Source organism: Halomonas sp. SH5A2, from assembly GCF_014263395.1.
GTDB lineage: Bacteria > Pseudomonadota > Gammaproteobacteria > Pseudomonadales > Halomonadaceae > Vreelandella.
The window spans coordinates 1,502,603-1,527,678 of sequence record NZ_CP058321.1 but is presented as its reverse complement, the minus strand read 5'-3'; the positions used below and the strand labels follow the sequence as shown (position 1 = coordinate 1,527,678).

The window sequence follows — 25,076 nt, the reverse complement described above, 5'->3', positions numbered from 1 at the left end:
ACTAAAAATAAATGGTTATACATGACGGCTGGTTTCATTACTCAATGCGGCGCACGTCGGTAAAGCTTGGCAGCCCGCCGTCCCAGTGCATCCAAACGGCAAAGGCGCGCCCGACGATATTGTCCTCAGGCACAAACCCCCAGTAACGGCTGTCGTTGGAGTGGTCGCGGTTATCGCCCATGGTGAAGTAGTGGCCTTCGGGCACTTCCACCTCACGCATCTGCGGCCCGGGATCACGGGGGTTGTTGTAAATAAAGTGCTCAACATCGGCTAACCGCTCTTCGAGTAGCAACTGCGAATCACCTTCCTCCATCAGTTCCTTGGACACCGGTTCGCCATTGATATATAGCTGCTTGTCTTCATAACGAATCTGGTCACCTGGCAGGCCTACCACGCGTTTGATGAAGTTGACCGATGGCTCTTCAGGGAAGCGAAACACCATGACATCGCCACGTTCGGGGTCATCGACTTCAAGGAACCGCGTATTGACGACCGGTAGACGCAAACCGTAGGCAAACTTGTTGACCAGAATAAAGTCACCCACTTCAAGCGTTGGACGCATCGATCCGGAAGGAATTTGAAACGGCTCAACGATGAAGCTGCGCACCACCAGCACCACCAGCAAGACCGGGAAGAATGAACGCGAGTAATCGACCGGCCATGGCTCTTTAAGCAGCTTGTCACGGGTGGCCGGGTCGATCCCTTCCTGGGTATTGGCTTCGGCGTGTTCAACGCGCTCCCGGCGCTTGGGGCGCAGCCAAACCACATCAAGCAGATAGATAACGCCAGAAAGCGCAACGGCAAGTACCAGCAGTAATGCAAAATCCATGGGTGGACGTCTTCCTTAGTCGTTAACCTTGAGTACAGCAAGGAAGGCTTCCTGGGGGATCTCCACCCGACCGACCTGCTTCATGCGTTTCTTACCCGCTTTCTGTTTCTCGAGCAGCTTTTTCTTACGGCTGACATCACCGCCATAACATTTCGCCGTCACGTTCTTGCGCAGCGCTTTGACAGTAGAGCGCGCCACGACCTGCCCCCCGATAGCGGCCTGAATGGCCACGTCATACATTTGCCGGGGGATTAACTCTTTCATTTTTTCCACCAGCAGTCGACCACGCGAGTGAGCGTGATCGCGGTGAATAATCACCGCGAGGGCGTCTACTTTATCACCGTTAATCAGCACGTCCAGGCGGGCCAGTTGGGCCGCTTCAAAACGCTCAAAATTATATTCAAGCGACGCGTAACCGCGTGAAATAGACTTCAACCGATCAAAAAAGTCCATCACGACTTCAGACATCGGTAATTCGTAGGTCAATTGGATCTGGTTGCCGAGAAACTGCATGTCCAACTGGGCGCCGCGGCGTAGTTCACACTCGGAAATCACATTCCCGACAAACTCCTGGGGCACCAGAATGCTTGCCCTCACAACGGGCTCGCGCATCTCCTCGACGTCGGCCATGTCGGGCAGCTTGGAGGGGTTCGATACGTAAATGAGATCGCCATTTTTCATGGCAAGCTCGTAGACCACCGTGGGGGCTGTTGTCAGCAGGTCCAGATCGTATTCACGTTCCAGGCGCTCTTGAATGATCTCCATGTGGAGCGTGCCAAGAAAACCTACCCGGAAACCAAAGCCCAACGCATCCGAATTTTCAGGTTCGTAGTCAAGCGACGCATCGTTAAGTGCCAACTTTTCCAACGCATCGCGAAAATCTTCATAGTCATCGGCACTGACGGTGAAGATACCGGCATACACCTGGGGTTTGACCTTTTTAAAGCCTGGCAGCCTGGGCACATCCGGTGTTTTGGTATGCGTGATGGTATCACCCACCGGCGCCCCGTGAATGTCTTTAATACCCGCCACGATAAAGCCCACTTCCCCGGCACGCAGAATATCGGTCTGCTTACGCAGCGGGGTAAAAATACCCACTTCGGTGGAAGTCCAGTCGCGCCCGGTGGAGTTGATGCGGATCTTGTCGCCTTTGCGCAGCGTGCCATCAAAAAGTCGAACCAACGACACAACCCCAAGGTAGTTATCGAACCACGAATCGATGATCAGCGCTTGCAGCGGTGCGTCCGGGTCACCTTTGGGGGGCGGTATATCCCGCACCAGACGTTCTAGCAACTCATCGATGCCAATCCCGCTTTTAGCTGACACCTGACAGGCATCGGTCGCATCAATGCCGATGATTTCCTCGACTTCCTGAGCCACGCGGTCGGGGTCGGCCTGGGGCAAGTCGATTTTATTCAGTACCGGCAAGACTTCCAGGCCCTGTTCAACGGCGGTGTAGCAGTTGGCAACCGACTGGGCTTCAACGCCCTGAGCGGCATCGACGACCAGCAGCGCGCCCTCGCAGGCGTAAAGAGAGCGTGACACTTCGTAAGAAAAGTCGACATGCCCAGGCGTATCGATAAAGTTGAGCTGGTAGACCTGCCCGTCGGGGGCGGTGTAGTCAAGGGTTACCGACTGAGCCTTGATGGTAATGCCACGCTCGCGTTCGATATCCATCGAGTCAAGCACTTGCTCTTTCAATTCGCGCTCGGTTAAACCACCACAGGTTTGAATCAACCGGTCTGACAGGGTGGATTTACCGTGATCAATGTGCGCGATGATCGAGAAGTTTCTAATGTGCTTGATTTTGCTAACTGTTTCTTGGGTCATTGGCCGTTTTTATCCGGTATATGTACGCAACCATGTACGGTTAACAATCTTGCTGTGGTATACGCAGTAGAAATTTGACGCCATTGTACCGTTACGACGGTCCCGGTGCTATGTGCAAAAAAAAGAGCAAAAAAAACGACAGCCCGCTAAGTGAAACGGACTGCCGTTATAGAGAGATTAATCAGTTATTCAAAGCGCAGCGCCACAAAGAGCGAACGTCCCTCGCGATAGAGGCGTAGCGGAATCGCTCGGTCAGTGGGCAACTCTTCCACGATGCGACGCAGCTCTTCAGGCGACGTCACACTGCGATGGTCCAGGCTCACCAGAACATCACCTGCGCGTAGACCTGCCTGGGCTGCCACACTGTCGGGCTCTACTTCTCGCACCATGACGCCGCCTTGCAGGTTAAGCTGCTCACGGGTTTCCTGGTCAATTTCGGCCACCGAAACCCCCAGGCGTACCTGACTATCGCTGGACGACGACGTAACAGACGCTTGTTCAGCATTCGGCCAGCTACCCAGCTCCACCGACTCGCTGCGTTCTTCACCATCGCGCATCAACAGCAGATCCACCTCATCGCCCGGGGCAACACGGCCAATCAAACGCGGTAGGCTGCTTGAGCGGTCAACGGTTTCGCCGTTGACTTCGAGAATCACATCGCCTGCTTGAAGCCCGCCTTTTGCCGCCGGTCCTTCAGGGTCAAGGTCAGCGATGAGCGCGCCTTCGGCCTCGTCCATGCCAAATGACTCGGCCAGGTCACGCGATACGGGCTGTATCATCACCCCGAGCCAGCCACGGTTCACGTATCCATCTTCACGAAGCTGGTCGGCCACATCCATCGCGACGTTAATCGGGATAGCGAAGGAAACGCCCATGAACCCGCCGCTGCGCGTGAAAATCTGCGAGTTGATACCGATGACTTCGCCATCGAGATTGAACAGCGGACCACCGGAATTACCCGGGTTGATCGCCACATCGGTTTGAATGAACGGCACGTAGGCATCCCGCGGGAGCGTGCGATTGATCGCACTGATAATGCCGGCGGTCACCGAATGATCGAACCCGAATGGAGAACCTATCGCCGCTACCCACTCACCGACGCGAAGCTCGTCGGAATCGCCGAGTTGTAACGTGGGCAGATCGTCCGCTTCTACCTTCAAAAGCGCCACATCGGTTTGCGGATCACTGCCGATAAGCTCGGCGGTCAATTCCCGCCGGTCGTTCAAACGCACCAGAATTTCATCGGCATCCTGCACCACATGGGCATTGGTCATCACGTAGCCGTCTTCACTGATAATGAAGCCAGAGCCCAGTGATTGGCGTTCTTCTGTACGCCCCTGACCGCTACCCGGGGGTGACGGAAAACGGTCACCAAAATTATCGCCAAAGAAGTGGCGAAATATCTCGGGGATTTCCTGCCCGCCAAAATTATCAAAGGAAGGCCCGCCGCGCTGCACCGTGCGGCTAGTGGAAATATTGACCACACCGGGCGCGGCGTCTTCAACGAGATCGGTAAAGTCAGGCAAATCCTGGGCGTGGACGCTTTGCCCTAAAGAGAACAACAAGACAAAGCAGACCCACAACGTGGAGGAAAACATTAAGCGCTTCATGCAAGAACTCCTACTAAAAACACTACCATGCCAAGTTAATACAGCTCACAGCGAGCCATCCATCACGGTGCGTCGATCAATTGCGGGCGAAAGAACTCCGCTCGCTGACCTAACGCATATTTAAGGCCGACCATGCCACACATCAAGACACTAAAAAAAAGCCCTGGGGCAAGCCAGGTCGAATCACTCACCACACTCCCTATGCCGGCGACCACCAACCCCATCAAAAGCGGTAACCCATAGATCAACCACGTCAACTGTGTTACTGAGGCTTTTGGCATCGCCACCGTTACCTCGCTGTTCAGTGGCGGCACGGGACCTCCTTCGGAATATGGCGGCACGTCTATTTCCAGCTGCCACGAGCGAGGACGCGAGAGAAGCCCCGCCCCACAACCCTGGCCTTTCGCGCATTGAGTGCAGCCCGACGATGCCGTCACTTCGACGACAATCCCCTTGTCGTGGTAGCCCACCACGCGTGCCTGGCGCTCAATAAACGTCTTGCTCGCTGATGTCGGCATAACTTCTCTCTCCATACAGTCTTCGCCGAGGAGCGCTCGTTAGGGCCTGTTGACGTTTCATCGCGAACCGCGTTGCACCACAAAGCGCGCCAGACAAGGCGCAAAACGCTGGTAAGGGTGGTTCCCTTTTCAAGTTTTGCAACGCCGTATGGCGCGCTTTGTGGTGCAACCCGAAGGGCTGGGCCCGTTTTTACCCGCGGCGGCGTTAGTCGTCGTTCATTTGGAATAACCAAACCTCTCTCCTCCTGCCTTGCCGCAAATAAAAACGGGCGCCAGCGCGGCCGTGAGTGAAATGTCAACAGGCCCTAAAACCGTATCCACAAAAAATGGACGTTGAAATAGAGAGAAGCTCTTTTCAACGTCCATTTATCACTTTCCATACTTGCCGCTCGGCTTGCTGATCAGCGTTGCCCTAAGGGCTCTGTCACGCCTGTGGTGCGCATTAATGGCGCCCCTTGATCGGCTTGATACCCCGCTGCGCCTTGAGTCTGCTGCTCAAGGTAGGACTGCAACATGCGCAGTTGCTCAATGTCGATATTGGTCCCTTGCTGAGCCGACACACCTTGCTGAGAGCCAGGACCTGCAAAGCCGCCTTCACTGACATTCATCAGGCCGCTGCCCGAGGCTTGCCCGTTCATACGAAAAGGTGTTTGCTCAAACATGGGCATGTCATTTTGCCCAGCGCCCGCTGTTTGGCCACTGGAGACAGCCGGTGTAGCCGCAAGATTGACCGGCTGCACCTGGTTAGAAGCCGGCGCAGTGCTGGATGCTACCCCTTCATTACCACCCTGCTCGACGGCTCCGCCATTGTTGCCGAAGAATTGAACGCCGGTAATCACCATCAGCGAAACCGCCGCCGCCACGCCAGCGCCACGTGCGAAGGACACGCTTCCGGCACTGCGGGTAACCTTGGAGTCGTTTTCCGACACTGGTGCGGGTTCGCTCTGCAAACGAGCCATGACGCCAGCGGAAAGGTCAACGCTCACATCCACGTCCCGTTCGCGCCGCATCATGCTACGTGCCAAATGATAGCGTCGCCACGTATCAGCGGCATCATCATCGTTCGGTAGTGCCTTCAACACTCGGCGCAATTCAAGCTCATCACTTTCGCTATCCATTAATACCGAAAGTGATTCCCGTGTGTTTTGACTCATACTTCACACCCTCACACTGTTGAGAAGAAGCGCTGATGCCATCGTAATAGGTTGCTTTTACGCTGATCCACCGGCTGCTTCACTGTCGCTTCCCATTGGGAATGTAATGGCTTTGACGATGATGGCACCAAACAGTTCACGGTGATCAGTCATTTTTCGCCATTAACGTTTAATCTACCCACATTGACCATTAATCATCGCGACTGTTCCGTGCCGTGGACACCAGCGGGCGAATATGTTCGTCAACGGCTTCGCGAGCACGAAAAATGCGCGAGCGCACCGTCCCAACCGGGCACTGCATCACCTGTGCGATATCTTCATACGCCAGCCCGTCAAGCTCACGCAGCGTAATCGCGGTGCGCAAATCATCCGGCAGCTTTTCAATCGCTTCATAAACGGCGGCCTCGAGCTGGTCACGCGCAATTGACGCTTCGGGAGACTCGGCATCAGCCAGGCGACCGCTTTGGTCGACGATTTCAGCATCGGATATATCCAGATCGCTGCCGGGTGGACGCCGCCCACGGGACACCAGATGATTTTTGGCCGTGTTGATCGCGATGCGATACATCCAGGTGTAAAAAGCACTTTCCGAGCGAAATTTTCCCAGCGCTCGATAGGCCTTGATAAAGGCCTCTTGGGCAACGTCGTGAACTTCGGCGTGGTCATGGACATAGCGCCCAATCAGGCCAATAATTTTATGCTGGTATTTCTTTACCAGCAGATCAAATGCGCGTGTATCGCCTTTTTGGGCACGTTCAACGAGCTGTTGATCTGTTTCATGAGTGCCCATTCACACGCTCCCCCCACCCGGACGGTGATCGCCGAGCGCAACTCTTCCTTTAAACCCGATACATTGGGTGTTAACAGCAAGCAACATAACGTTCCTTGGGCATTGGTTAATCATTCGAATGACATAAATTGGCACTGTAACGTGATCGCCTATTGATAGCTAAGTGTTACGCGTTCTGCACGGCGCATCAAGCGTTTACCCCTTGAACAAAACCCAGCGGCTGACTTCAATTTACCTCGCCAAGTTCCGCAACAATTGATTTTTACTGCGCTGACAAGCGATAGTAGGCGTCATAATCGACCATCACGCACGCACAGGTAGCACAATGTCAGATCAGCAGGTCAACAACCTTAACGTCCTTGCCCAGGACGTACTTACCACCCCCGAAACCCTCAAACAGGATGTGCCGCTTACCGATGCTGCCGAGCGCACCGTGATTGAGGGTCGTCATACCATCCAGCGCATCCTGGACGGCAGCGATCCACGCTTGCTGATGGTAGTGGGCCCTTGCTCTATTCACGACGTCGATGCCGCTCTGGATTATGCCAAGCGCCTTCGCAAACTGGCGGATGAGGTCAGCGATAGCCTGTATATCGTGATGCGGGTGTATTTTGAAAAACCCCGCACGACCGTCGGCTGGAAAGGTCTAATCAACGATCCCCACATCAACGACTCGTTTGAAATCGACGAAGGCCTGCATATCGCCCGCAAGCTGCTGGTCGACATTGCCGAGCTCGGCTTGCCACTGGCCACCGAAGCCCTCGACCCGATCTCCCCCCAGTATCTGCAGGACTGCATCAGTTGGTCAGCCATCGGTGCACGTACCACCGAGTCGCAAACCCACCGCGAAATGGCCTCGGGCTTGTCTTCACCTGTCGGCTTCAAGAACGGCACCGACGGCAGCCTGGATGTGGCGATCAACGCGCTACAATCCGTTGCCAGCCCACACAATTTTTTGGGCATCAACCAGTCGGGACAAGTCGCCATTATCCGCACCCGCGGTAACGGCTATGGCCATGTCGTACTGCGCGGCGGCAACGGCAAGCCCAACTACGATAGCGTGAGCGTTTCCCTGGCTGAGAAGGAACTGAAAAAAGCCAACCTTTCCGCCAATATCATGATCGACTGCTCCCACGCCAACTCGAACAAGGACGCGGCACTTCAGCCTCTGGTCCTCGAAAACGTGACCAACCAGATATTGGATGGCAATACGTCCATCATCGGCCTGATGGTGGAATCCAATATTGGTTGGGGCAATCAAAAAGTCCCTGCCGATCTTAAAGACCTTCAATACGGCGTTTCGATTACCGATGCCTGCATCGATTGGCAAACCACCGTTGACGCCTTTACCAAGATGAACGACAAGCTGGCACCGGTTCTGACCAAACGCCGCCCGTCGTAATCTAGCCTGTCGCCCACCGCGTTGAGCGCGGTGGGCGTCATGTCACGAGGCGATTTCACGCCTGAAGGGTGGCAGCGCATCCAGCAACGCCTGACCGTAGCGTCGCGTGATGACGCGCTTATCCAACAGGGTGATAGTACCTTTGTCGCTTTCCTTGCGGATCAGCCGACCGCAGGCCTGCACCAGCTTGATCGATGCATCAGGCACGCTGATGCGCATGAACGGGTTGCCACCCTGGCTTTCGATCCACTCGGCAAGTGTCGCCCCCACAGGGTCATCCGGCACCGCAAACGGTAACCGTGTGATGACCACATGGGTCAGATAATCACCGGGTAGATCGATACCCTCGGCAAAACTGGCCAGTCCAAAGATAATACTGCCCTTGCCGCTATCCACCGCCGCGCGATGACGCTCTATCAGCTCCCGCTTGGGCAATGCATCCTGAGCCAGCACGCGCTCCCTGACGGGCTCACCCAGCGCTTTTTCGACGCCACGCAGCTGCGCCCGCGATGAAAACAGCACCAGCGCTGCTTCGCGATCCGCCAACTGGGTCACAAAATCGACGATCGCCTTTTCGTGAGCGTCACGGTCACTCGGGTCCGTCGCTTCCTTGGGCACGCTCAGCACGGCGTTGGCGTAATCAAACGGGCTGGGCAGCGCCTGATAGCGATAGCGATTGGCAAGCCCTGCCCGCTCCTGGAGCCGCTCGAAGCGACCCAGCGCCGTTAATGTTGCCGAAGTGACAACGGCGCCATGGCAGCGCCCCCAAAGGTGCTTGGCCAATGTGTGTGCGGCGGATACCGGGCTCGCCGAAAATTCGATTTCCGGCTCCCCGGCCACCCGGCTCAGGGTGATCCAGCGCGCGCTCGGCGGTGCATTGGCAGCGTCACGGTCACTGAAGGCTTGCCAAAGGGAGTGGGCGTCCAGCGCCCGTCCGTGTAGCAGCGCCACCAGCGGCAGCCAGGTTTCCGCCTGCTCGCGGTCCAGGCCGGTCTGTTTGTCTGGATCGAGGCTTTCGCGCAGCACATCGCTGATGCTTTCAAGGTTGCGCGACAGCGTAGCAAACAGGGTTAACAGCTGCTCGGCCTGCTCGCGCAGCGCATCGGGAATCTGGCCATTTTCAAACCGGGACTGATGGGTGGTTTCTTCGTCGGCCAACCCATTGGCTCGACCCGCCAACTGATGCCCCATGCTGAACACATCGCCCAATGCCGGTTCCAGCGTATGAATAAGTTCAGGCAACCCCGCAAGCAACCGGGCAATCGTCGGCTGTACGGCAAGCCCTTGATTCAGGTCGGTCAAGCTGCTCTTGAGGGTTTTCAGCCAACGCAGGCAACCATTGATGGCGAATCGGTGGGCGAAATGCGACAGCGCCTTGTCAGGCAGGTGGTGACCTTCGTCAAACACAAAGATGCAGTCGGCGGGGTCCGGCAGGATGGCCCCGCCGCCCAGGGCCAGATCCGCCAACACCAGGTCGTGGTTGGCCACGATGACATCGGCGTTTTCCAGCTCCCGCCGGGAACGGAAAAACGCACAGGCGCCAAAATGGCCACAGCGGCGCCCGGTGCACTGACGATGATCGACGGTTAATCGACGCCAGTGGGCATCGTCAATCGCATGCGGCCAGTTATCACGGTCGCCTTCCCATTCACCCTGACCGTAGGCCTCGGCCATATCGCTGGCAATCACGCCAAGGTCACTGCTCTGCGGCTGTAGGGACTGCTCAAACATGGAAAGCGTCGGGTTTGGCTCCGCGCCTTCCAGCGCCTGATCGAGTCGCGCGACGCAGACGTAGCGTCCACGCCCTTTGGCCAGCGCATAGCGAAACGCCAAACCGCTGTGGTTCGCCAGGGACGGCAGGTCGTGATTGAGCACCTGCTCCTGAAGCGCCACGGTGGCGGTCGAAATAATCAACCGCTTGCCGCGTGCCTTGGCGATAGGCAGCGCGGCAATCAGGTAGGCGAGGGTTTTACCCGTTCCGGTGCCCGCTTCAAGCACACAAACGTGGCTGTCGCTTGTGCGCTTGCCATCGTCGTCGCTTTCGATGCCCCCCAGCGTGCGAGCTATTTCAGCGATCATCAGGCGCTGCCCGTAGCGCGGGGTCAACTCGAGGTTTTCCACCACGCGACGGTAGGCGTCCTGAATCTCACTTTTAAGGGCAGTATCGAGCATGCGGCTTAGAGCATACCTTCGGGCGGGTGTTCGCAGGGCAGCTTGTCGTTGATATAGCGCTCGATCTCGGGCAACGAGAAAGCATCTTCTTCACCGACAAAGCTGATGGAAACGCCTTTTGCACCTGCGCGTCCGGTCCGCCCGATACGATGGACGTAATCTTCCGGGTCTTCCGGCAGCGTGTAATTGATCACGTGACTAACGTCTTCGATATGAATGCCACGCCCTGCAACATCAGTGGCCACCAGCACCTGGATTTCGCCTTCACGGAAGCTTTCCAGGGTCTGTATACGCTGATTTTGGGGCACATCGCCTGATATCATGGCGACACTCACGCCGGCTTTCTTGAGCAGGCCGTCAAGTTGGCGCACCAGGTCGCGACGATTGCCGAACACCATCACCCGCTCGAAGCTTTCCTGCTCCAACAGCTTGACCAACAGACGCTGCTTGTCATCGTCAGAGACCAGGTACACCCGCTGGTCGATATCGGCTTTGTTCTCGACGGTCACTTCGATCTCAACGTGGGCGGGATCCATCGTCCATTGACTGGCCAGGTTGAGAATATCGTCGGTGAAGGTGGCCGAGAACAGAAAGGTCTGGCGCTCTTCTTTCTTGGGCGTGTAGCGGATGATCCGCTTCACATCGGGAATAAAGCCCATCGACAGCATGCGATCGGCTTCATCCAGCACCAGCACTTCCACCTCGGAAAGGTCGATATCGCGCTTCTCGTGAAAATCGAGCAGGCGGCCAGGTGTGGCGACAAGAAGGTCGATCTTTTTGCCCAGGCTATCGCGTTGCTTCTGATAATCCATCCCGCCCACAACGCTTGCCACATTCAGCTTGGTAAAGCGGGCAAGGGCCTTGGCGTCTTTCTCGATCTGCAGTGCCAGCTCACGAGTGGGGGCGATAATCAGCGCACGCGGCGCGCCGGGCTTCTGCCCATCCGGAGTTGGCTCTTCGAGAAAATAGGCCAGCGCCGAAATCAAAAAGGCAGCGGTTTTTCCGGTACCGGTTTGTGCCTTGCCGACGATATCGCCGCCCAGCAGCGTATGGCGCAGCGCTTCTGCCTGAATAGGCGTGCAGTACTCAAACCCTAGGGCATGAATCGCGCGCATTAACGGCAGCGGCAGATCGAAGTCATGAAAGCGCCACTTGCCGGCCACGGCAGGCACCTGAAATTGACGGAGATCCCAATTCGACTGACGACGACGCGGCTTCCGACGACGACGTTTAGGCTTGCGATTCTGGGCCGATGCTGTGGTCTGTTCCGACTCGCTCATAGGCTATCTATCTGTCCATTGCTGTGGATATTAGGCATCTTGACGCGCGCATTGTAACAGGGCTTGGCGATAAGAGCGCGCCCTGCTGTCGAAGGAGGTTACTAGGCTGTTAGAATAGGCCCATTATCGAACCAAGGAGCGCGATATGACGCGTAAGAAAAAGACCCGTTCGCTGGCGGATAAAGTAACCATCAAAACCGGTCGGCGTAAAGATTATAAAAAGTGGCGTCATGATAACCCTGACCAGGTGACATCATCACGCCGTTTTGTGGCAAAAAAACAGCAGCAGCGCAAACTTCAGGCGGTGCGCAAGCTGGCCCGCCAGCAGAGCGGGCAGGATATCGCCATTCACCCCGACAAAGATACGGATAACCCGCCGGGAGATCGTTCGTAATGCGCCTTGTTTCTTTCAATATCAATGGCATTCGCGCGCGACTTCATCAACTGCAGGCATTGATCGATTCGCAGAAGCCTGACGTGATCGGCCTTCAGGAAACCAAGGTGCAGGATAGCGAGTTCCCTCTCGCCGATGTAGAGGCCATGGGCTATCACGTTTTTTACTACGGCCAAAAAGGTCACTATGGCGTTGCGATGCTGTGCCGTCACAAGCCACAAGCGGTCTTTTACGGCTTCCCTGACGACGACGAAGACGCCCAGCGGCGCATGATCGGCGTCCAACTCCTCACCGACGACGGTCAGCCCGTCACCGTGTGGAACGGCTATTTTCCCCAGGGGGAGAATATCACCCACCCCACCAAGTTCCCGTACAAAACCCGCTTTTACCAACAGTTGGCGCGCCTACTTGACGAGCAGCACCAACCCGACGAGCGCGTTGCGGTAATGGGGGACTTTAACATTTCGCCAGAAGACCAGGATATCGGCATCGGCGAAGCCAATCGCAAACGCTGGCTGCGCGAAGGCAAAACCAGCTTCCAGCCCATCGAGCGTGAATGGCTGGAAGGCATCAAGGCGTGGGGCTTGAGCGACAGCTACCGGCTTTGCCACCCCACCGACGCCGAATGGTTCAGCTGGTTTGATTATCGCTCAAAGGGCTTTGATCGTGAACCCAAGCGCGGGCTGCGCATCGACTATATTCTGGTTACCCAGCCACTGGCCGAGCATATCAGCGATGCAGGAATCGACTATGCGCTTCGCGGCATGCAACGACCCTCTGATCATGCGCCAACCTGGAGCGACTTTTCGCTCTCCCTGGCGTCTGCAGAATAAGCGCCACCGTCTTTTTATAGGGAATGGGGCGGCGACTGCTCAAGTGTTGCCAGCCACTCACCCGCCTGATCATCGCCCAGCGCTTGAGCGTGGGTTAACGCCTTCTCGGCACGCTCATCCTGCCCCCAGGCAAAAGCGAGCTGACCATATTGGCGCCAGTCGCTGCCATCCTTGCTTAACATGGCTAATGCCTGCCAGGCATCAAGCGCCCGGGTCTTGTCGCGGGCCTGATGCCATGCGTTCGCCAAGAGGCGCAGCGTGGCTTCATCCCGAACGACGTCGCCCGCTTCAAGCCACTGCTCAAGATACTCGGCAGCCCTGGCGGGCGTACCCCCCGCCATGTGCAGGCTTATCAGCTGCCAGCGTTCATCGTCTTCATCCAGCCTTCCCAGCCGCCAGGCGGTATCCCATAGCGCCGCGGCGATACCCGACTGACCGGACTGCTGAGCAAGTGCGGCGGCTTGCCGCCAGTGAGCCGCATCGCTGCCTTCATCAAGCCCGCCCAGCAACACATCAAGCGCCTGATCGGTTTGCTGGGTGCGCTGATAGACAACCAGCGCCAACCTGCGCTGGTTAGCATCAGGCTCAGCGGTTTGGCCCAGGCTACGCTCAAGCCAATCAGCCGCTTCTTGCCAACGCTGGTCGTCGGCGAGCCAACGGGTCAGCTTCCAGTAGTCCTCAGCAGAGGTAGCAGCGTCCCGGGACGCGAGCCACTCGGCAAGTAATTCGCTGGCCTGCGTTGTTTGACCCGCCGCACGGCGCAACGATGCCTCTTCGCGCAGCCAGCGAGCCGCCTGAGCTTGCTCACCACCCGACAGATCGCGCGCTTGCGACAGGCGCCCTGCGGCTTCCCCCGGCTGGCCCTGGCGCGCCAGTGCGTTAGCTGCAAGCTGCTGATACAGCGCGCTGGCCCAGCGGTCAGCCGCGTTACCCGCTTGCAGGCGGTTTGCTTGCTGGGTGGCCTGGGTCACCACGCTTGCGTATTGCGCGTCGCGTAGTTGCGTTTGCAAGCGGTTCAGGTCGCCAATGATGTCGCCGGGAAGCGCCGGACTGGCGTTGGCAAACGATGCCCACAGGCCGATTAAACAGATGCACCCCCATACACGCATGGTCATACCTCAATAAAGTCGTTAGCGCAGCTGAAATTCGATCCGCTGGGTCGCGTTGCGCAACCGATCGCTAGGCTCGAACTGCCACTGCCCAATCGCCTCGCGGGCCGCATCGTCAAATACCCGACGCGGCTGGGCATTGGTGATGCGAATTGAAGAGCCATCAACACTGCCGTCACGACGTATGGTAAACGATATCTCAACAAACCCCTCCATGCCACGACGCTGGGCCCGAGCGGGGTACGTCGGATTGACCCGACTGGTCGGCGCGGCTTGGCCGACGTTGACCGGCTCATCCGACGCTGCCTGTTGGGCTTCTGGCGCCGCCTCGCGCTCGGCGTCGGAAGGCTCGGCCTCGCTTGGCTGAGCAGCGGGTTCGGGCTGCGGCGTCGGTTCAGGCGCTGGCTCCGGTTCTGGCTGCGGCTCAGGCTGCGGTTCAGGTTCCGGCTCCGTCGCCTCGGTTAATTCCGGCAACTCACTCTCCATCTCCACCGGCTCTTCCGGCGGCTCGGGCAGATCAATCTCCGGCAAGGCAATGGCGCTGTCGGTCACTGGGGGCGGCTCGGGCGTCGGCATCGGCTGTGGCGGGGGCGTGGCTGCCTGATTGGTTTCCTGGGGCGGCGCCTCTTCTTGCGGGGCTACCTCGGGGGCTTCCACCATGTTCATTGAGACCGTCTGCTCGGGTGGTTCCACCTGGTCGTCCGGCGGCGCGACCAGCAGCGCCAATAGCCAAAACAGCCCAATCGCTAATATCCCACCACTTACCATTGATAGCGCCTGGCGGATCATTGGCCGCTCCGGCTAGCCGCCACCGCCACCTGGTCCACGCCGGCCTGCTCAAGACGGTCCATCACCTCAATCAGCAGCCCAGTCGTCGACTCACGGTCCGCCTGGATGACCACCGAGCCATCCTCGCTGATCATTCCGGCGACTTCTTCGCCCACCCGGTGGGCATCGATCGCACGACCATCCACCCATACCGCCCCTTCAGGCGAGAGCGCGACCAGCACCTGAGCATCGGGCCTGGGGCTTGCGTCACTCGACTCTGGGCGGTTGATTTCAATCCCGCTTTCCTTGATAAAGCTGGTGGTCACGATAAAGAAAATCAGCATGATGAACACCACGTCCAGCATCGGCGTGAGGTTCACCTCGGTGTTTTCGTCAGCGCTTCCCATAGAACGTCGTCTACGCATCGTTTTCCTCCACTGCCCGCGCCATGCGGTCGTGCAACCGCTGATCCTCGCGTCGAATAATGTGTTCCAGACGACTGATGAACAAAAGCCCGACCACGGCGATCGCCATGCCGGTCAACGTCGGCAGCGTTGCCCGTGCCACGCCATCGGCCATTGCCCGCGCCTGGTGTGTATCACTCAGCGAGAGGCTATCGAAGACACCGATCATGCCCGTCACGGTACCCAGCAAGCCAAACAGCGGACATAGCGCCACCAGCAGCTTTAACCAGGGCAGCGGACGGCGCAGACGGACCACAAGGTCCTTCGTCCAGACGTTGCGCAGCGTGCGAGCGCTCCAGCTGTGGTGGTCGTCTCGCCTGGCCCAGCGATTGACAAGCTGGCGGCGTGCTCGCCGCCAGGTCATGCGATAGAACCAGAAGCGTTCAATGGCCATGCCAAATACCAGCAGCGCCACCACGGCCAGTACGACCAGCACCACGCCGCCCGCATTCATCAGCCGCTCGACGGGCTCAAGCCAAAGGGGAACGGTCAACATATCAGCTCACCGAAGCGTCTTGGGAAGGCTGCTGGGCTTCCAGATGGTCTGCCAACGCGGCACTTGCCTGCCCTTCAATGACATGCGTGAGGTGGCGACTGCGGCTTGAAAGCGCCGTCTGCGCGAACAGCAGCGGCACGGCGGTAATCAGGCCAAGGACGGTCGTCACCAGCGCCTGGCTGATACCACCGGCCATTAGCTGTGGGTCGCCGGTGCCATACACCGTGATCGCCTGGAAGGTCACAATCATACCGGTTACCGTGCCCAACAGCCCCAGCAAGGGCGCGATGGCCGCCAGCAGTTTGACAATCGGCTGCCCCCGTTCAAGACGAGGCAGTTCGGCAAGCACTGCCTCATCCAGGCGTGCCTCCAGCGCTTCCGGCGTCTGATGCTTATCCATGCCTTCAAAGCGCAGCAACACGCGACCAAGCGGGTTATGGGCCTTGAGCTGATCAGTGCTTTTCAGCTGACGATTCACCCGCTGACTGGTGACCAGTAGATACAGGTATTGCAGCAATGCGACCAGCAAGCCAATGCCCCCCAAGGCAACGACCACATAGCCGACGTAGCCACCCTGATGGAAACGCTCAATCAGGGTGGGACGCTGCGCCAGCGCATCGATCACGCTACCTCGGGTTGGGTCCATCGCGAACACGCGTGTCTCGCCCTGGTGATAAGCGGCCAGATAATCGGCTATTTCCGCGGGCGTCCGGGGCAGCACCGTCAAATGCCCTTCATCGTCCTGGCGCAATAAATCGGTGTTGGTAAACGCTGCAAAATCCCCCAGCCGCACGACGGTCTGAGGCGAAATTTCGCCATTGGCATCGGCCACGGGGCGCTCAAGTCGCTGCGCATTGCCGGTGTTCCGCGTCAGCGTCGCGAGCCTGTCGACCACGTCTTCCAGCACCTCCTGCTCGAGTACGTTGACGTCACTCAGCCTTGGCGGCAACGCCTCTTCGTTCAAGGTCAGCCAGCTATCCTCGCCCAGTGCGTTACGCACCTCGTTACTATGCTGGTTGAGCGCATCCAGCAGATTGCTTAGCGCTTCGCCCTGCTCTGACTGACGCGCCGCCAGGCGCTCCGCCTCGACCGACTGTGCGGCGTCCTGTGCCTGCAAGGCATCGTGACGCGCCTGGGCGGTTTGCTGGCGATCCCGCGCCTGCTCCAGTGCATCCTCGAGCACCGCCTGGTCGTCCAGCAGCTTGATCAAGCGTTGCTGGTCACGAATTTCAGCGGCCTCGCGGGCCTCACGCAGCGAGGTTGTCTCTTGCGACTGCGCGCTTGCCAACGGACTCATGCTTGTCAGCCCCATCAGCAGCGCCACCATCACGTAACGATGACATTTCTTGAGGTCACGTATCATGGCTGCTCTCCCTGATCGGCCGAGACGGTAATAGAGAGCGGCAGCGTCAAGATATCCGGTGCTCGCTGATCTTCCGCTATCCGGAGTCCATCACGCACCGCCTGAAGGTGTTCAGAGCTCAGTGACTGCCACTCACCGTCCTCGGCATTCCATACGCCACCCTGACGACCATCGGGTGTCAGGTAGTAGAAACCGATACGTCCAATGCGCAAGAAGTCCACTTCCAGTGCCTGGTCATCGTCGCGCTGCAAACGCCCCCGCCAGGTATCCATTTCACGACCGTAATCCAGCTCCGTGCGCCAGATATCGAGCATGCTTTCAATTTGCTCGGCAGGCTCCGCGCCCTCGTCGTTTATCAAGGTTTCGACGCGGGCCAGCCGCTGCTCTTTAAGAAACGGCAGGTCACGCTCGATCCAATGGGTGAGCTGGGTTTGCATGTTCTGCTCAATGTCCGGCAGCGCGGCGCGCGTATCGGCCAGAGTATCCAGCGCAGAAGCCAGGCGGGCCTGCCGCTCGGCTTCTTCGGCCAACCGGCCCGTCAGCGAGGCATTTTGCGACTCAAGCTGGCGCGTATCGCGCTCAAGCTCGCGCAGCTCTTGCAGCGCGGCCCGAGTTTGCTCATCGGCGTTATCCATCTGCTGTTGAAGTTCGGCTTGAAGCTGCTGGGCATCAATACCTTGACTGGCCTGCTCGAGCGTCTCGTCACTTGCCATTAGCGAACCACTGGCCAGCATGCACGCTAACCAGCAGCCCCGCAGGGCAAAGAAAGGCTTGTTCAGCACATCGACTCTCCGTCACTGATCACTGGCAGTCACCCTGCCGCTATAGAGAACACATCAAATATAAGAACGAGTTGCGTTTCATATCGAGTGCCCATAGCCTACCGATTTATAAAATAAATGACAATATTTATCATTAGCGTTCAGTTAATTTTAGCCTGCTACAAAACAAAACGGGAGCCGCTAGGGCTCCCGATCTTGGATTAAGCTTTGGTGCTCAATGATTGTCTAGAAAGCCCAATCATCGTCTTCGGTGGCGACGGCTGTGCCAATCACATAGGACGAGCCTGAGCCGGAGAAGAAGTCGTGGTTCTCGTCGGCGTTGGGTGATAGCGCCGCCATGATCGTGGGGTCGACATCCGTTTCGCTGCTGGGGAAAAGCGGCTCAAAGCCGAGATTCATCAGCGCCTTGTTGGCATTGTAGTGGAGGAACTTTTTGACGTCCTCGGTCAGGCCAACCTCGTCGTAAAGCGACTCGGTATAGCGGACTTCGTTGTCGTAAAGCTCGAGCAGCAGCTCGTAGGCGTAGTCCTTGACTTCCTGCTGGCGTTCCGGCGTTGCCTCGGCCAGGTCCTGCTGGAACTTGTAGCCAATGTAATAGCCGTGCACCGCTTCGTCGCGGATGATCAGGCGGATCAGGTCCGCCGTGTTGGTCAATTTGGCGTGGCTTGACCAGTACATCGGCAGGTAGAAGCCGGAGTAGAACAGGAACGACTCCAGAAAGACGCTGGCTACCTTGCGCATCAGCGGATCGTCTGAACGATAGCGGCCGAGAATCAGCTCCGACTTGGCCTGCAGCGTCGGGTTTTCTTCACTCCAGCGAAAGGCATCGTCGACATCGCGGGTGGTGCACAGCGTCGAGAAAATCGAGCTGTAGGAGCGCGCATGAACAGACTCCATAAAGGCGATATTGGTATAAACCGCCTCTTCGTGGGGCGTTCGCGCGTCTTCCATGAGCACCGGCGCGCCGACGCTACTCTGAATGGTATCCAGCAGCGTGAGGCCAGTGAACACGCGGATGGTCAGCTGCTTCTCTTTATCCGTCAGCGTATTCCACGACTGAATATCGTTCGACAGCGGAACTTTTTCCGGCAGCCAGAAGTTGCTGGTCAATCGGTTCCACACTTCGAGATCTTTATCGTCTTGCAGACGGTTCCAATTGATCGCGTCGACCCGCGATAAACGTTGCATCATGTTCATATCGTCACTCTCTTCAAAGTCGTCGGACGCTTAAAGCGTGCAGGATACGCAGCCTTCAACCTCAGTGCCTTCCAGCGCACTCTGACGCAGGCGGATGTAATAGAGGGTTTTAATCCCTTTCCGCCAGGCGTAAATCTGCGCTTTGTTGATATCGCGCGTAGTGGCGGTATCGGGGAAGAACAGGGTCAGCGACAGGCCCTGATCGACGTGCTTGGACGCCTCGGCGTAGGTGTCGATAATCTTTTCAGGACCGATTTCGTAGGCGTCCTGAAAGTAATCAAAGTTGGCTTCATTGAGGAACGGTGCCGGGTAGTAAACCCGCCCCAGCTTGCCTTCCTTGCGGATCTCGATCTTGGCCGCGACCGGGTGAATGCTTGACGTCGAGTGATTGATGTAGGAAATCGAGCCCGTCGGCGGAACAGCCTGAAGATTGCGGTTATACAGCCCGTGCGCCATGACACTGGCTTTCAGTTCCTGCCAGTCCTGCTGGGTCGGCAAAGCAATACCGCTGCGCTCGAAAAGCCCGCGCACTTTTTCGGTCCGCGGCGCCCAGGCGTGCTCGGTGTATTGATTGAAGAATTCACCCGACGCGTAGGTAGAGTCGGCAAAACCGGCAAAGGTATCACCGTGTTCGATCGCCAGTCGGTTTGACGCCCGCAGTGCGTAAAAGGCGATGCAATAGAAATACAGATTGGTAAAGTCCAGGCCTTCATCAGAGCCGTAATAGATATGCTCGCGGGCTAGGAAACCGTGCAGGTTCATCTGCCCAAGACCGATCGCCCGGGACTTGGCATTACCTTCTGCGATGGAAGGCACGCTGCTCAGGTTGCTCATTTCCGATACCGCGGTCAGCCCGCGAATGGCTACATCTACGCTGGTGCCGATATCACCCGAGTCCATCACCTTGGCAATGTTCATGGATCCCAGGTTGCAGGAAATATCCTGACCGATATGCCGGTAGCCCAGGTCTTCGTCGTAATCTGTCGGCGTATTCACCTGGAGGATTTCCGAGCACAGGTTGCTCATGTTGATCCGGCCCGCGATGGGGTTGGCGCGGTTCACCGTATCTTCAAACATGATGTACGGGTAGCCGGACTCGAACTGCAGCTCGGCCAGGGTCTGGAAAAACGCCCGTGCGTTGATCTTCTGCTTGCGGATACGCGCGTCCGCCACCATCTCGTGGTATTTCTCGGTCACGCTGATATCACCAAACGGTACGCCATAAACCCGCTCTACGTCATAAGGCGAGAACAGGTACATATCTTCGTTGCGCTTGGCGAGCTCAAAGGTGATATCAGGAATCGTCACCCCTAGCGAGAGCGTTTTAATGCGGATTTTTTCATCGGCATTTTCGCGCTTGGTGTCCAGGAAGCGCAGGATATCGGGATGGTGAGCGTTCAGGTACACGGCACCGGCACCCTGGCGCGCCCCAAGCTGGTTAGCGTAGGAAAACGCATCCTCCAGCAGCTTCATGATCGGGATAATGCCCGACGACTGGTTTTCGATGCGCTTGATGGGTGCGCCTGACTCGCGAATATTGCTGAGCAGGAAGGCAACACCGCCGCCCCGCTTGGAAAGCTGCAGCGCCGAGTTAATAGAGCGGCCGATCGACTCCATATTGTCTTCGATACGCAGCAAAAAGCACGACACCAATTCACCACGCTGCTGCTTACCGCAGTTCAGGAAGGTGGGGGTCGCCGGCTGGAATCGGCCGCTGATGATTTCATCGACCAGCGACTTGGCCAGGGTTTCATTGCCACGCGCCAGGGCGAGCGCCACCATGCAAACGCGGTCTTCGTAACGCTCGAGGTAACGCTTGCCATCAAAGGTCTTCAGCGTGTAGCTGGTGTAATACTTGAAGGCGCCAAGGAAGCTCGGAAAACGAAACTTGTAGGCATACGCCTGCTCGAACAGCGCTTTGACGAAAGAAAAGTCATACTGCGCCAGCGTGCCTGCTTCGTAATATTGCTCTTCAACCAGATAATCGAGCTTCTCTTCGAGAGAATGGAAGAACACCGTATTCTGATTGACGTGCTGCAAGAAGTACTGACGCGCGGCTTCGCGGTCTTTATCCAACTGCAGTTCACCGTTGGCACCGTAAAGATTCAGCATGGCGTTCAGCGCATGGTAATCCATGGTGCGACCGTCGCTTGCCGCCGCAGGCCGTTTCGTTTCAGTGACATTTCTCGAGGCTAGGGTTGTCGTTTCCAAAACTCTTCTACTCCTTCACGGACCTTGGCGACGTCTTCGTCAGTGCCAAACAGTTCGAATCGATAAAGCAACGGTACCTGGCATTTTTCCGCAATGATGCGGCCCGCCAAGCCATACGCGTCGCCAAAGTTGGTATTACCCGCGGCAATCACCCCGCGTATCAGGTGGCGATTGTGTTCGTAATTCAGGAACCGGATCACCTGGCCCGGCACCGCGCCCTTGGCCTGGCCGCCACCGTAGGTGGGCGTTACCAGAATGTAAGGCTGATCCACCTGGGGTACCGGCGCTTCCCGACTAAGCGGCAAGCGCTGGGCGGCCAGACCTACTTTTTCAATAAAACGGTGGGTATTGCCTGATTTGGTGGAAAAGTACACCAGGTTGCCGACCATGGAGGGCGTGCGTCCATCTGCCAGCATGAGTAACTTACGCCAGGGCTTGGATGCGGTCTGGACGAAAGCCTGACCAGTGGTCTTCACCGGCAACGACCACGGGCAGTTGACGATAGCCCAGTGCTTCGACTTCTTCACGCGCGCCCGATTCGGCGGTGATATCAATCACAGTGTACGGAAGCCCCTGCTTATCCAGCGCGCGATAGGTGGCGGTGCATTGAACACAGGCAGGCTTGCTATAAATTTGAATTTCCATGCTTGATTCCCTTTTCATAGCGGCATTTTTCGGGTAGAGCACATCTAGTGCGCGCCCCCTCTAGAAGATACAACGCATACTATATATAGACCATCAGAAAATCAATTCAAGCATATGTGGTATTTTTCATCCACAGGATATTGACAGCTATTGCCCAATACTATTCAAGACCGCAAAAAAAACCGCCCCCTGATAAAGGAGGCGGTTTTTGAGCAGACGCCATCAAGTGGCGTCATACGTAGCGCGAATAGGGGTTAAGCGATAGCCGCTTGGTAGCGACGTTCAACGTCTTCCCAGTTCACTACGTTAAAGAAAGCGGCGACGTAGTCGGGGCGCTTGTTCTGGTACTTGAGGTAGTACGCATGCTCCCAGACATCCAGACCCAGCACCGGGGTATTACCGTGCATTAGCGGGCTGTCCTGGTTCAATGTATTCTCAACGACCAGTTTTTTCTCAGGCGTTACGGACAACCAAGCCCAGCCACTACCGAAACGACCAAGCGCTGCTTTTTTGAACGCTTCCTGGAAGGCTTCAAAGCCGCCAAGTTCAGCATCGATAGCCTTGGCAACACCACCTTGTGGCTGACCGCCGCCGTTAGGCGACATCATTTGCCAAAACATGGAGTGGTTGGCATGGCCGCCACCGTTGTTGATAACGGGCTGACGCTTGTCTTCCGGAACACGGTCCAGGTTGGACACGAGCTCTTCCACCGGGACATCTTCAAGCCCGGTGCCTTCCAGCGCGGCATTCAGGTTGGTGACATAGGTGTTGTGGTGACGAGAATGGTGGATCTCCATGGTCATCGCATCAATGTGCGGTTCAAGCGCATCGTACGCGTAGGGTAACTCTGGAAGTGTATGTGCCATATTGATCATCTCCTTCAGTGGCTTTCTTGCGTTCAGCAATCTTCGGTTTCAATAACTAGGTATGGTCACCTCATTGCTTTTTCAACCGCAAGGGGCTGATTTCGCTTTTGCCCCAGTATTTTAGTCAACTAAGGGCAGTTTATCTAACCCAGCCCATATAAAAAAGCCGGCTTCGTGTGAAGCCGGCTTTAAGTTCTATTATTTCAGATGGTTACAGCTTACTTTCCAGCTCCGGGAGGATCTCGAACAGATCGCCCACCAGGCCATAATCGGCGACCTGGAAGATGGGTGCTTCATCATCTTTGTTGATCGCAACGATCACCTTGGAGTCTTTCATGCCCGCCAGGTGCTGAATGGCGCCAGAGATCCCCACGGCGATATACAGATCCGGGGCAACGATCTTGCCGGTCTGGCCGACCTGCATATCGTTGGGGACAAAGCCGGCATCAACTGCGGCGCGGGAGGCACCAATCGCCGCCCCCAGCTTGTCGGCAATGCCGTCGAGCAGCTTGAAGTTCTCGCCATTGCCCATGCCGCGACCGCCAGAGATGACGACCTTGGCACCGCCAAGCTCCGGGCGGTCCGACTCGGCCAGTTCCTGTTTGACGAAACTGGACTGGGCGTTGTCGACCACGGTATCAACGGCTTCGATGGGGGCGCTGCCGCCGTCGCCCACGGCATCGAAGCCGGTGGTACGCACGGTGATGACTTTCAGCGCGTCGTCGCTCTTGACGGTCGCAATGGCGTTACCGGCGTAAATCGGGCGCTTGAAGGTGTCAGCGCTATCCACGGCGAGAACATCAGAAAGCTGGCTGACATCTTTCAAGGCCGCCAGGCGCGGTAGCACGTTTTTGCCGGTGGTGGAGGCGCTGGCCAGCACGTGGGTGTAGCCATCAACCAGTTCGACCAGCAGCGCGCCCATGGGCTCAGCGAGCTGGTGGGCGTAAACGGCGTTATCCGCGACGCGCACTTTACTCACGCCGTCGAGCTTGGCGGCAGCCTCGGCCGCGGCTTTGACGCCTTCACCGGCGACAAGAACGTCGATATCGCCACCAATGGCTTTAGCCGCCGCCACGACGTGGGCCGTGGCCCCGGCCAGTTGGCCTTCGTGCAAGTCGGCAAGTACCAAAATGCTCATAAAATCAGCTCCTTTCAAAGCGCTTGTCTCGAAGAACTTGTCTCAAAGTACGGGGGGTAAAGAACCGACCTTAAAGAACCTTGGCTTCGTTTTTCAGTTTGTCGATCAACTCGTCGACCGAGGCCACTTTGATACCGCCCTTGCGTTCGGCGGGGGATTCGACTTTCACCAGGCTCACCTTGGAGGCCACCTCGACACCGTAATCGGCGGGGGTCTTCACGTCCATGGGCTTTTTCTTGGCTTTCATGATATCCGGCAGCTTGGCATAGCGCGGCTCGTTAAGGCGCAAGTCGGTCGTGACAATCGCTGGCAGCGTCAACGCAATCGTCTGCAGGCCACCATCGATTTCCCGCGTCACGTGAATCTTGTCACCGTCGACGGCTACCTCTGACGCAAAGGTGCCCTGGGGCAGGTTGGTCAACGCGGCGAGCATCTGGCCGGTCTGGTTATTGTCGGTGTCGATGGCCTGCTTGCCGAGGATGACCATGCCCGGCTGCTCTTCATCGACCACCTTGGCCAGCAGCTTGGCCACCGCCAGTGATTCGGCGCGCTCGTCAGTCTCGATATGAATGGCGCGATCTGCCCCCAGCGCAAGCGCAGTGCGCAGCTGTTCCTGGGCCGCTTTGGGGCCGACCGTCACAGCGACCACTTCCGTGGCGACGCCCTTCTCTTTCAGGCGCACGGCCTCTTCCACGGCAATTTCGCAGAAAGGGTTCATGGCCATTTTGACGTTGGTCAGGTCGACGTCCGAGTGATCCGCTTTGACACGAATTTTGACGTTGTAGTCGATGACGCGTTTCACCGCGACAAGTACTTTCATAGGTTCCTCGCTTGGCTTGTGGTGAAGCCGTTAACCCTGGATGGCACCCACCTGGCAGGCACCTTGAGAAGCTCCGGATATCACATTGCGGCCCCTGGAAAGGCTGTCCGCATAAAATTCATTCGAGCGTTTGATAGGCGTGCAAATAAAAAACCTTTTTAATTTGCCATAGCCTACCTGCCTGCAACAATAGGAGTTGCTTACGGCCTTGGTCGAATCCCCATCAATAGATGAGCCGCCGGTCACAATCGCTAAATATGAAATCGCCATTTAGCATCGTAGGCGTGACCTTACACAGGTATTATGCCTATTATGAAGGATAACCAGAAGCAAACGACCGTTTAAAATTAAGGCCATGTTTTTATAAGCTAGTTCCCAATCGCTAGTCATTGTAAACAATGGCCC

Annotated in this window: 25 protein-coding genes; 3 read left to right on the top strand and 22 right to left on the bottom strand. The window is 57.2% G+C overall.

Going from position 1 to position 25,076, the window contains the following annotated elements:
- Window positions 1-37: 37 nt before the first annotated feature.
- From lepB to rpoE, 7 genes are all read right to left on the bottom strand, one after another.
- Entirely contained in the window at window positions 38-829 is a 792-nt protein-coding gene (gene lepB / locus HXW73_RS07100; protein ID WP_186255536.1) for a signal peptidase I, read from the bottom strand.
- A gap of 15 nt (window positions 830-844) precedes the next feature.
- Entirely contained in the window at window positions 845-2,659 is a 1,815-nt protein-coding gene (gene lepA / locus HXW73_RS07095) for a translation elongation factor 4 (RefSeq protein ID WP_186255535.1), read from the bottom strand.
- Window positions 2,660-2,844: 185 nt separating this feature from the next.
- The gene (locus tag HXW73_RS07090) at window positions 2,845-4,269 is read right to left on the bottom strand and encodes a DegQ family serine endoprotease (protein WP_186255534.1); all 1,425 of its coding nucleotides are present in this window, start codon (window positions 4,267-4,269) and stop codon (window positions 2,845-2,847) included.
- A gap of 62 nt (window positions 4,270-4,331) precedes the next feature.
- Window positions 4,332-4,787 carry a SoxR reducing system RseC family protein gene (locus HXW73_RS07085; RefSeq protein ID WP_186255533.1) on the bottom strand — a complete coding sequence of 152 codons (456 nt, stop codon included), beginning with the start codon at window positions 4,785-4,787 and terminating at the stop codon, window positions 4,332-4,334.
- A 216-nt stretch (window positions 4,788-5,003) separates the two neighbouring features.
- Window positions 5,004-5,153 carry a hypothetical protein gene (locus HXW73_RS07080; protein WP_186255532.1) on the bottom strand — a complete coding sequence of 50 codons (150 nt, stop codon included), beginning with the start codon at window positions 5,151-5,153 and terminating at the stop codon, window positions 5,004-5,006.
- Window positions 5,154-5,188: 35 nt separating this feature from the next.
- Window positions 5,189-5,941 (bottom strand): sigma-E factor negative regulatory protein, encoded by a 753-nt coding sequence (locus HXW73_RS07075; protein WP_186255531.1) that lies wholly within the window; start codon window positions 5,939-5,941, stop codon window positions 5,189-5,191.
- 190 nt (window positions 5,942-6,131) lie between these two features.
- Window positions 6,132-6,731 carry an RNA polymerase sigma factor RpoE gene (rpoE, locus tag HXW73_RS07070; RefSeq protein WP_066320008.1) on the bottom strand — a complete coding sequence of 200 codons (600 nt, stop codon included), beginning with the start codon at window positions 6,729-6,731 and terminating at the stop codon, window positions 6,132-6,134.
- 325 nt (window positions 6,732-7,056) lie between these two features.
- On the opposite strand from rpoE, the gene HXW73_RS07065 reads away from it, so the two are divergent.
- Window positions 7,057-8,133, top strand: coding sequence for a 3-deoxy-7-phosphoheptulonate synthase (locus HXW73_RS07065; RefSeq protein WP_186255530.1), 1,077 nt, complete (start codon window positions 7,057-7,059; stop codon window positions 8,131-8,133).
- 42 nt (window positions 8,134-8,175) lie between these two features.
- On the opposite strand, the gene dinG is transcribed toward HXW73_RS07065, so the two are convergent.
- The gene (dinG, locus tag HXW73_RS07060; RefSeq protein WP_186255529.1) at window positions 8,176-10,305 is read right to left on the bottom strand and encodes an ATP-dependent DNA helicase DinG; all 2,130 of its coding nucleotides are present in this window, start codon (window positions 10,303-10,305) and stop codon (window positions 8,176-8,178) included.
- Between the two features lie 5 nt (window positions 10,306-10,310).
- Window positions 10,311-11,585 (bottom strand): ATP-dependent RNA helicase RhlB, encoded by a 1,275-nt coding sequence (rhlB, locus tag HXW73_RS07055; protein WP_186255528.1) that lies wholly within the window; start codon window positions 11,583-11,585, stop codon window positions 10,311-10,313.
- A gap of 145 nt (window positions 11,586-11,730) precedes the next feature.
- On the opposite strand from rhlB, the gene HXW73_RS07050 reads away from it, so the two are divergent.
- Both HXW73_RS07050 and xthA read left to right on the top strand, forming a co-directional pair.
- Window positions 11,731-11,979 (top strand): hypothetical protein, encoded by a 249-nt coding sequence (locus tag HXW73_RS07050; RefSeq protein WP_066319991.1) that lies wholly within the window; start codon window positions 11,731-11,733, stop codon window positions 11,977-11,979.
- Window positions 11,979-12,812, top strand: coding sequence for an exodeoxyribonuclease III (xthA, locus tag HXW73_RS07045; protein ID WP_186255527.1), 834 nt, complete (start codon window positions 11,979-11,981; stop codon window positions 12,810-12,812). The genes HXW73_RS07050 and xthA overlap by 1 nt, the downstream gene beginning before the upstream one ends.
- A gap of 14 nt (window positions 12,813-12,826) precedes the next feature.
- Here the strand turns inward: xthA and HXW73_RS07040 are convergent, their stop codons facing one another.
- The 13 genes from HXW73_RS07040 to HXW73_RS06980 all read right to left on the bottom strand — a co-directional run bounded on the left by HXW73_RS07040 (window position 12,827) and on the right by HXW73_RS06980 (window position 24,671).
- A complete protein-coding gene (locus HXW73_RS07040) occupies window positions 12,827-13,921 on the bottom strand; it encodes a tetratricopeptide repeat protein (protein WP_186255526.1) in 1,095 nt (364 codons plus the stop codon).
- A gap of 21 nt (window positions 13,922-13,942) precedes the next feature.
- The gene (locus tag HXW73_RS07035; protein ID WP_186255525.1) at window positions 13,943-14,710 is read right to left on the bottom strand and encodes an energy transducer TonB; all 768 of its coding nucleotides are present in this window, start codon (window positions 14,708-14,710) and stop codon (window positions 13,943-13,945) included.
- The gene (locus HXW73_RS07030) at window positions 14,707-15,114 is read right to left on the bottom strand and encodes an ExbD/TolR family protein (protein ID WP_186255524.1); all 408 of its coding nucleotides are present in this window, start codon (window positions 15,112-15,114) and stop codon (window positions 14,707-14,709) included. The genes HXW73_RS07035 and HXW73_RS07030 overlap by 4 nt, the downstream gene beginning before the upstream one ends.
- Complete coding sequence (locus HXW73_RS07025; RefSeq protein WP_186255523.1) at window positions 15,107-15,649, bottom strand: MotA/TolQ/ExbB proton channel family protein; 543 nt, start codon at window positions 15,647-15,649, stop codon at window positions 15,107-15,109. The genes HXW73_RS07030 and HXW73_RS07025 overlap by 8 nt, the downstream gene beginning before the upstream one ends.
- A 1-nt stretch (window position 15,650) precedes the next feature.
- Complete coding sequence (locus HXW73_RS07020) at window positions 15,651-17,012, bottom strand: MotA/TolQ/ExbB proton channel family protein (protein ID WP_186255522.1); 1,362 nt, start codon at window positions 17,010-17,012, stop codon at window positions 15,651-15,653.
- Window positions 17,009-17,794 carry a DUF3450 domain-containing protein gene (locus HXW73_RS07015; RefSeq protein ID WP_186255521.1) on the bottom strand — a complete coding sequence of 262 codons (786 nt, stop codon included), beginning with the start codon at window positions 17,792-17,794 and terminating at the stop codon, window positions 17,009-17,011. Before HXW73_RS07015 ends, HXW73_RS07020 begins: the two co-directional genes overlap by 4 nt.
- A gap of 225 nt (window positions 17,795-18,019) precedes the next feature.
- Window positions 18,020-18,991, bottom strand: coding sequence for a class 1b ribonucleoside-diphosphate reductase subunit beta (gene nrdF, locus HXW73_RS07010; protein ID WP_186255520.1), 972 nt, complete (start codon window positions 18,989-18,991; stop codon window positions 18,020-18,022).
- A gap of 30 nt (window positions 18,992-19,021) precedes the next feature.
- Entirely contained in the window at window positions 19,022-21,127 is a 2,106-nt protein-coding gene (nrdE, locus tag HXW73_RS07005) for a class 1b ribonucleoside-diphosphate reductase subunit alpha (RefSeq protein WP_186255942.1), read from the bottom strand.
- A 56-nt stretch (window positions 21,128-21,183) separates the two neighbouring features.
- The gene (gene nrdI / locus HXW73_RS07000) at window positions 21,184-21,618 is read right to left on the bottom strand and encodes a class Ib ribonucleoside-diphosphate reductase assembly flavoprotein NrdI (RefSeq protein WP_240538730.1); all 435 of its coding nucleotides are present in this window, start codon (window positions 21,616-21,618) and stop codon (window positions 21,184-21,186) included.
- 7 nt (window positions 21,619-21,625) lie between these two features.
- Window positions 21,626-21,847 (bottom strand): glutaredoxin-like protein NrdH, encoded by a 222-nt coding sequence (nrdH, locus tag HXW73_RS06995; protein ID WP_186255519.1) that lies wholly within the window; start codon window positions 21,845-21,847, stop codon window positions 21,626-21,628.
- A gap of 254 nt (window positions 21,848-22,101) precedes the next feature.
- Window positions 22,102-22,713 (bottom strand): superoxide dismutase, encoded by a 612-nt coding sequence (locus tag HXW73_RS06990; protein WP_186255518.1) that lies wholly within the window; start codon window positions 22,711-22,713, stop codon window positions 22,102-22,104.
- Between the two features lie 211 nt (window positions 22,714-22,924).
- Window positions 22,925-23,851: an electron transfer flavoprotein subunit alpha/FixB family protein gene (locus HXW73_RS06985; RefSeq protein ID WP_186254242.1), complete on the bottom strand. Its 927-nt coding sequence runs from the start codon at window positions 23,849-23,851 to the stop codon at window positions 22,925-22,927.
- Window positions 23,852-23,921: 70 nt separating this feature from the next.
- On the bottom strand, window positions 23,922-24,671 hold the full coding sequence (locus tag HXW73_RS06980; RefSeq protein WP_186255517.1) for an electron transfer flavoprotein subunit beta/FixA family protein: 750 nt from the start codon (window positions 24,669-24,671) through the stop codon (window positions 23,922-23,924).
- Between the last annotated feature and the right edge of the window lie 405 nt (window positions 24,672-25,076).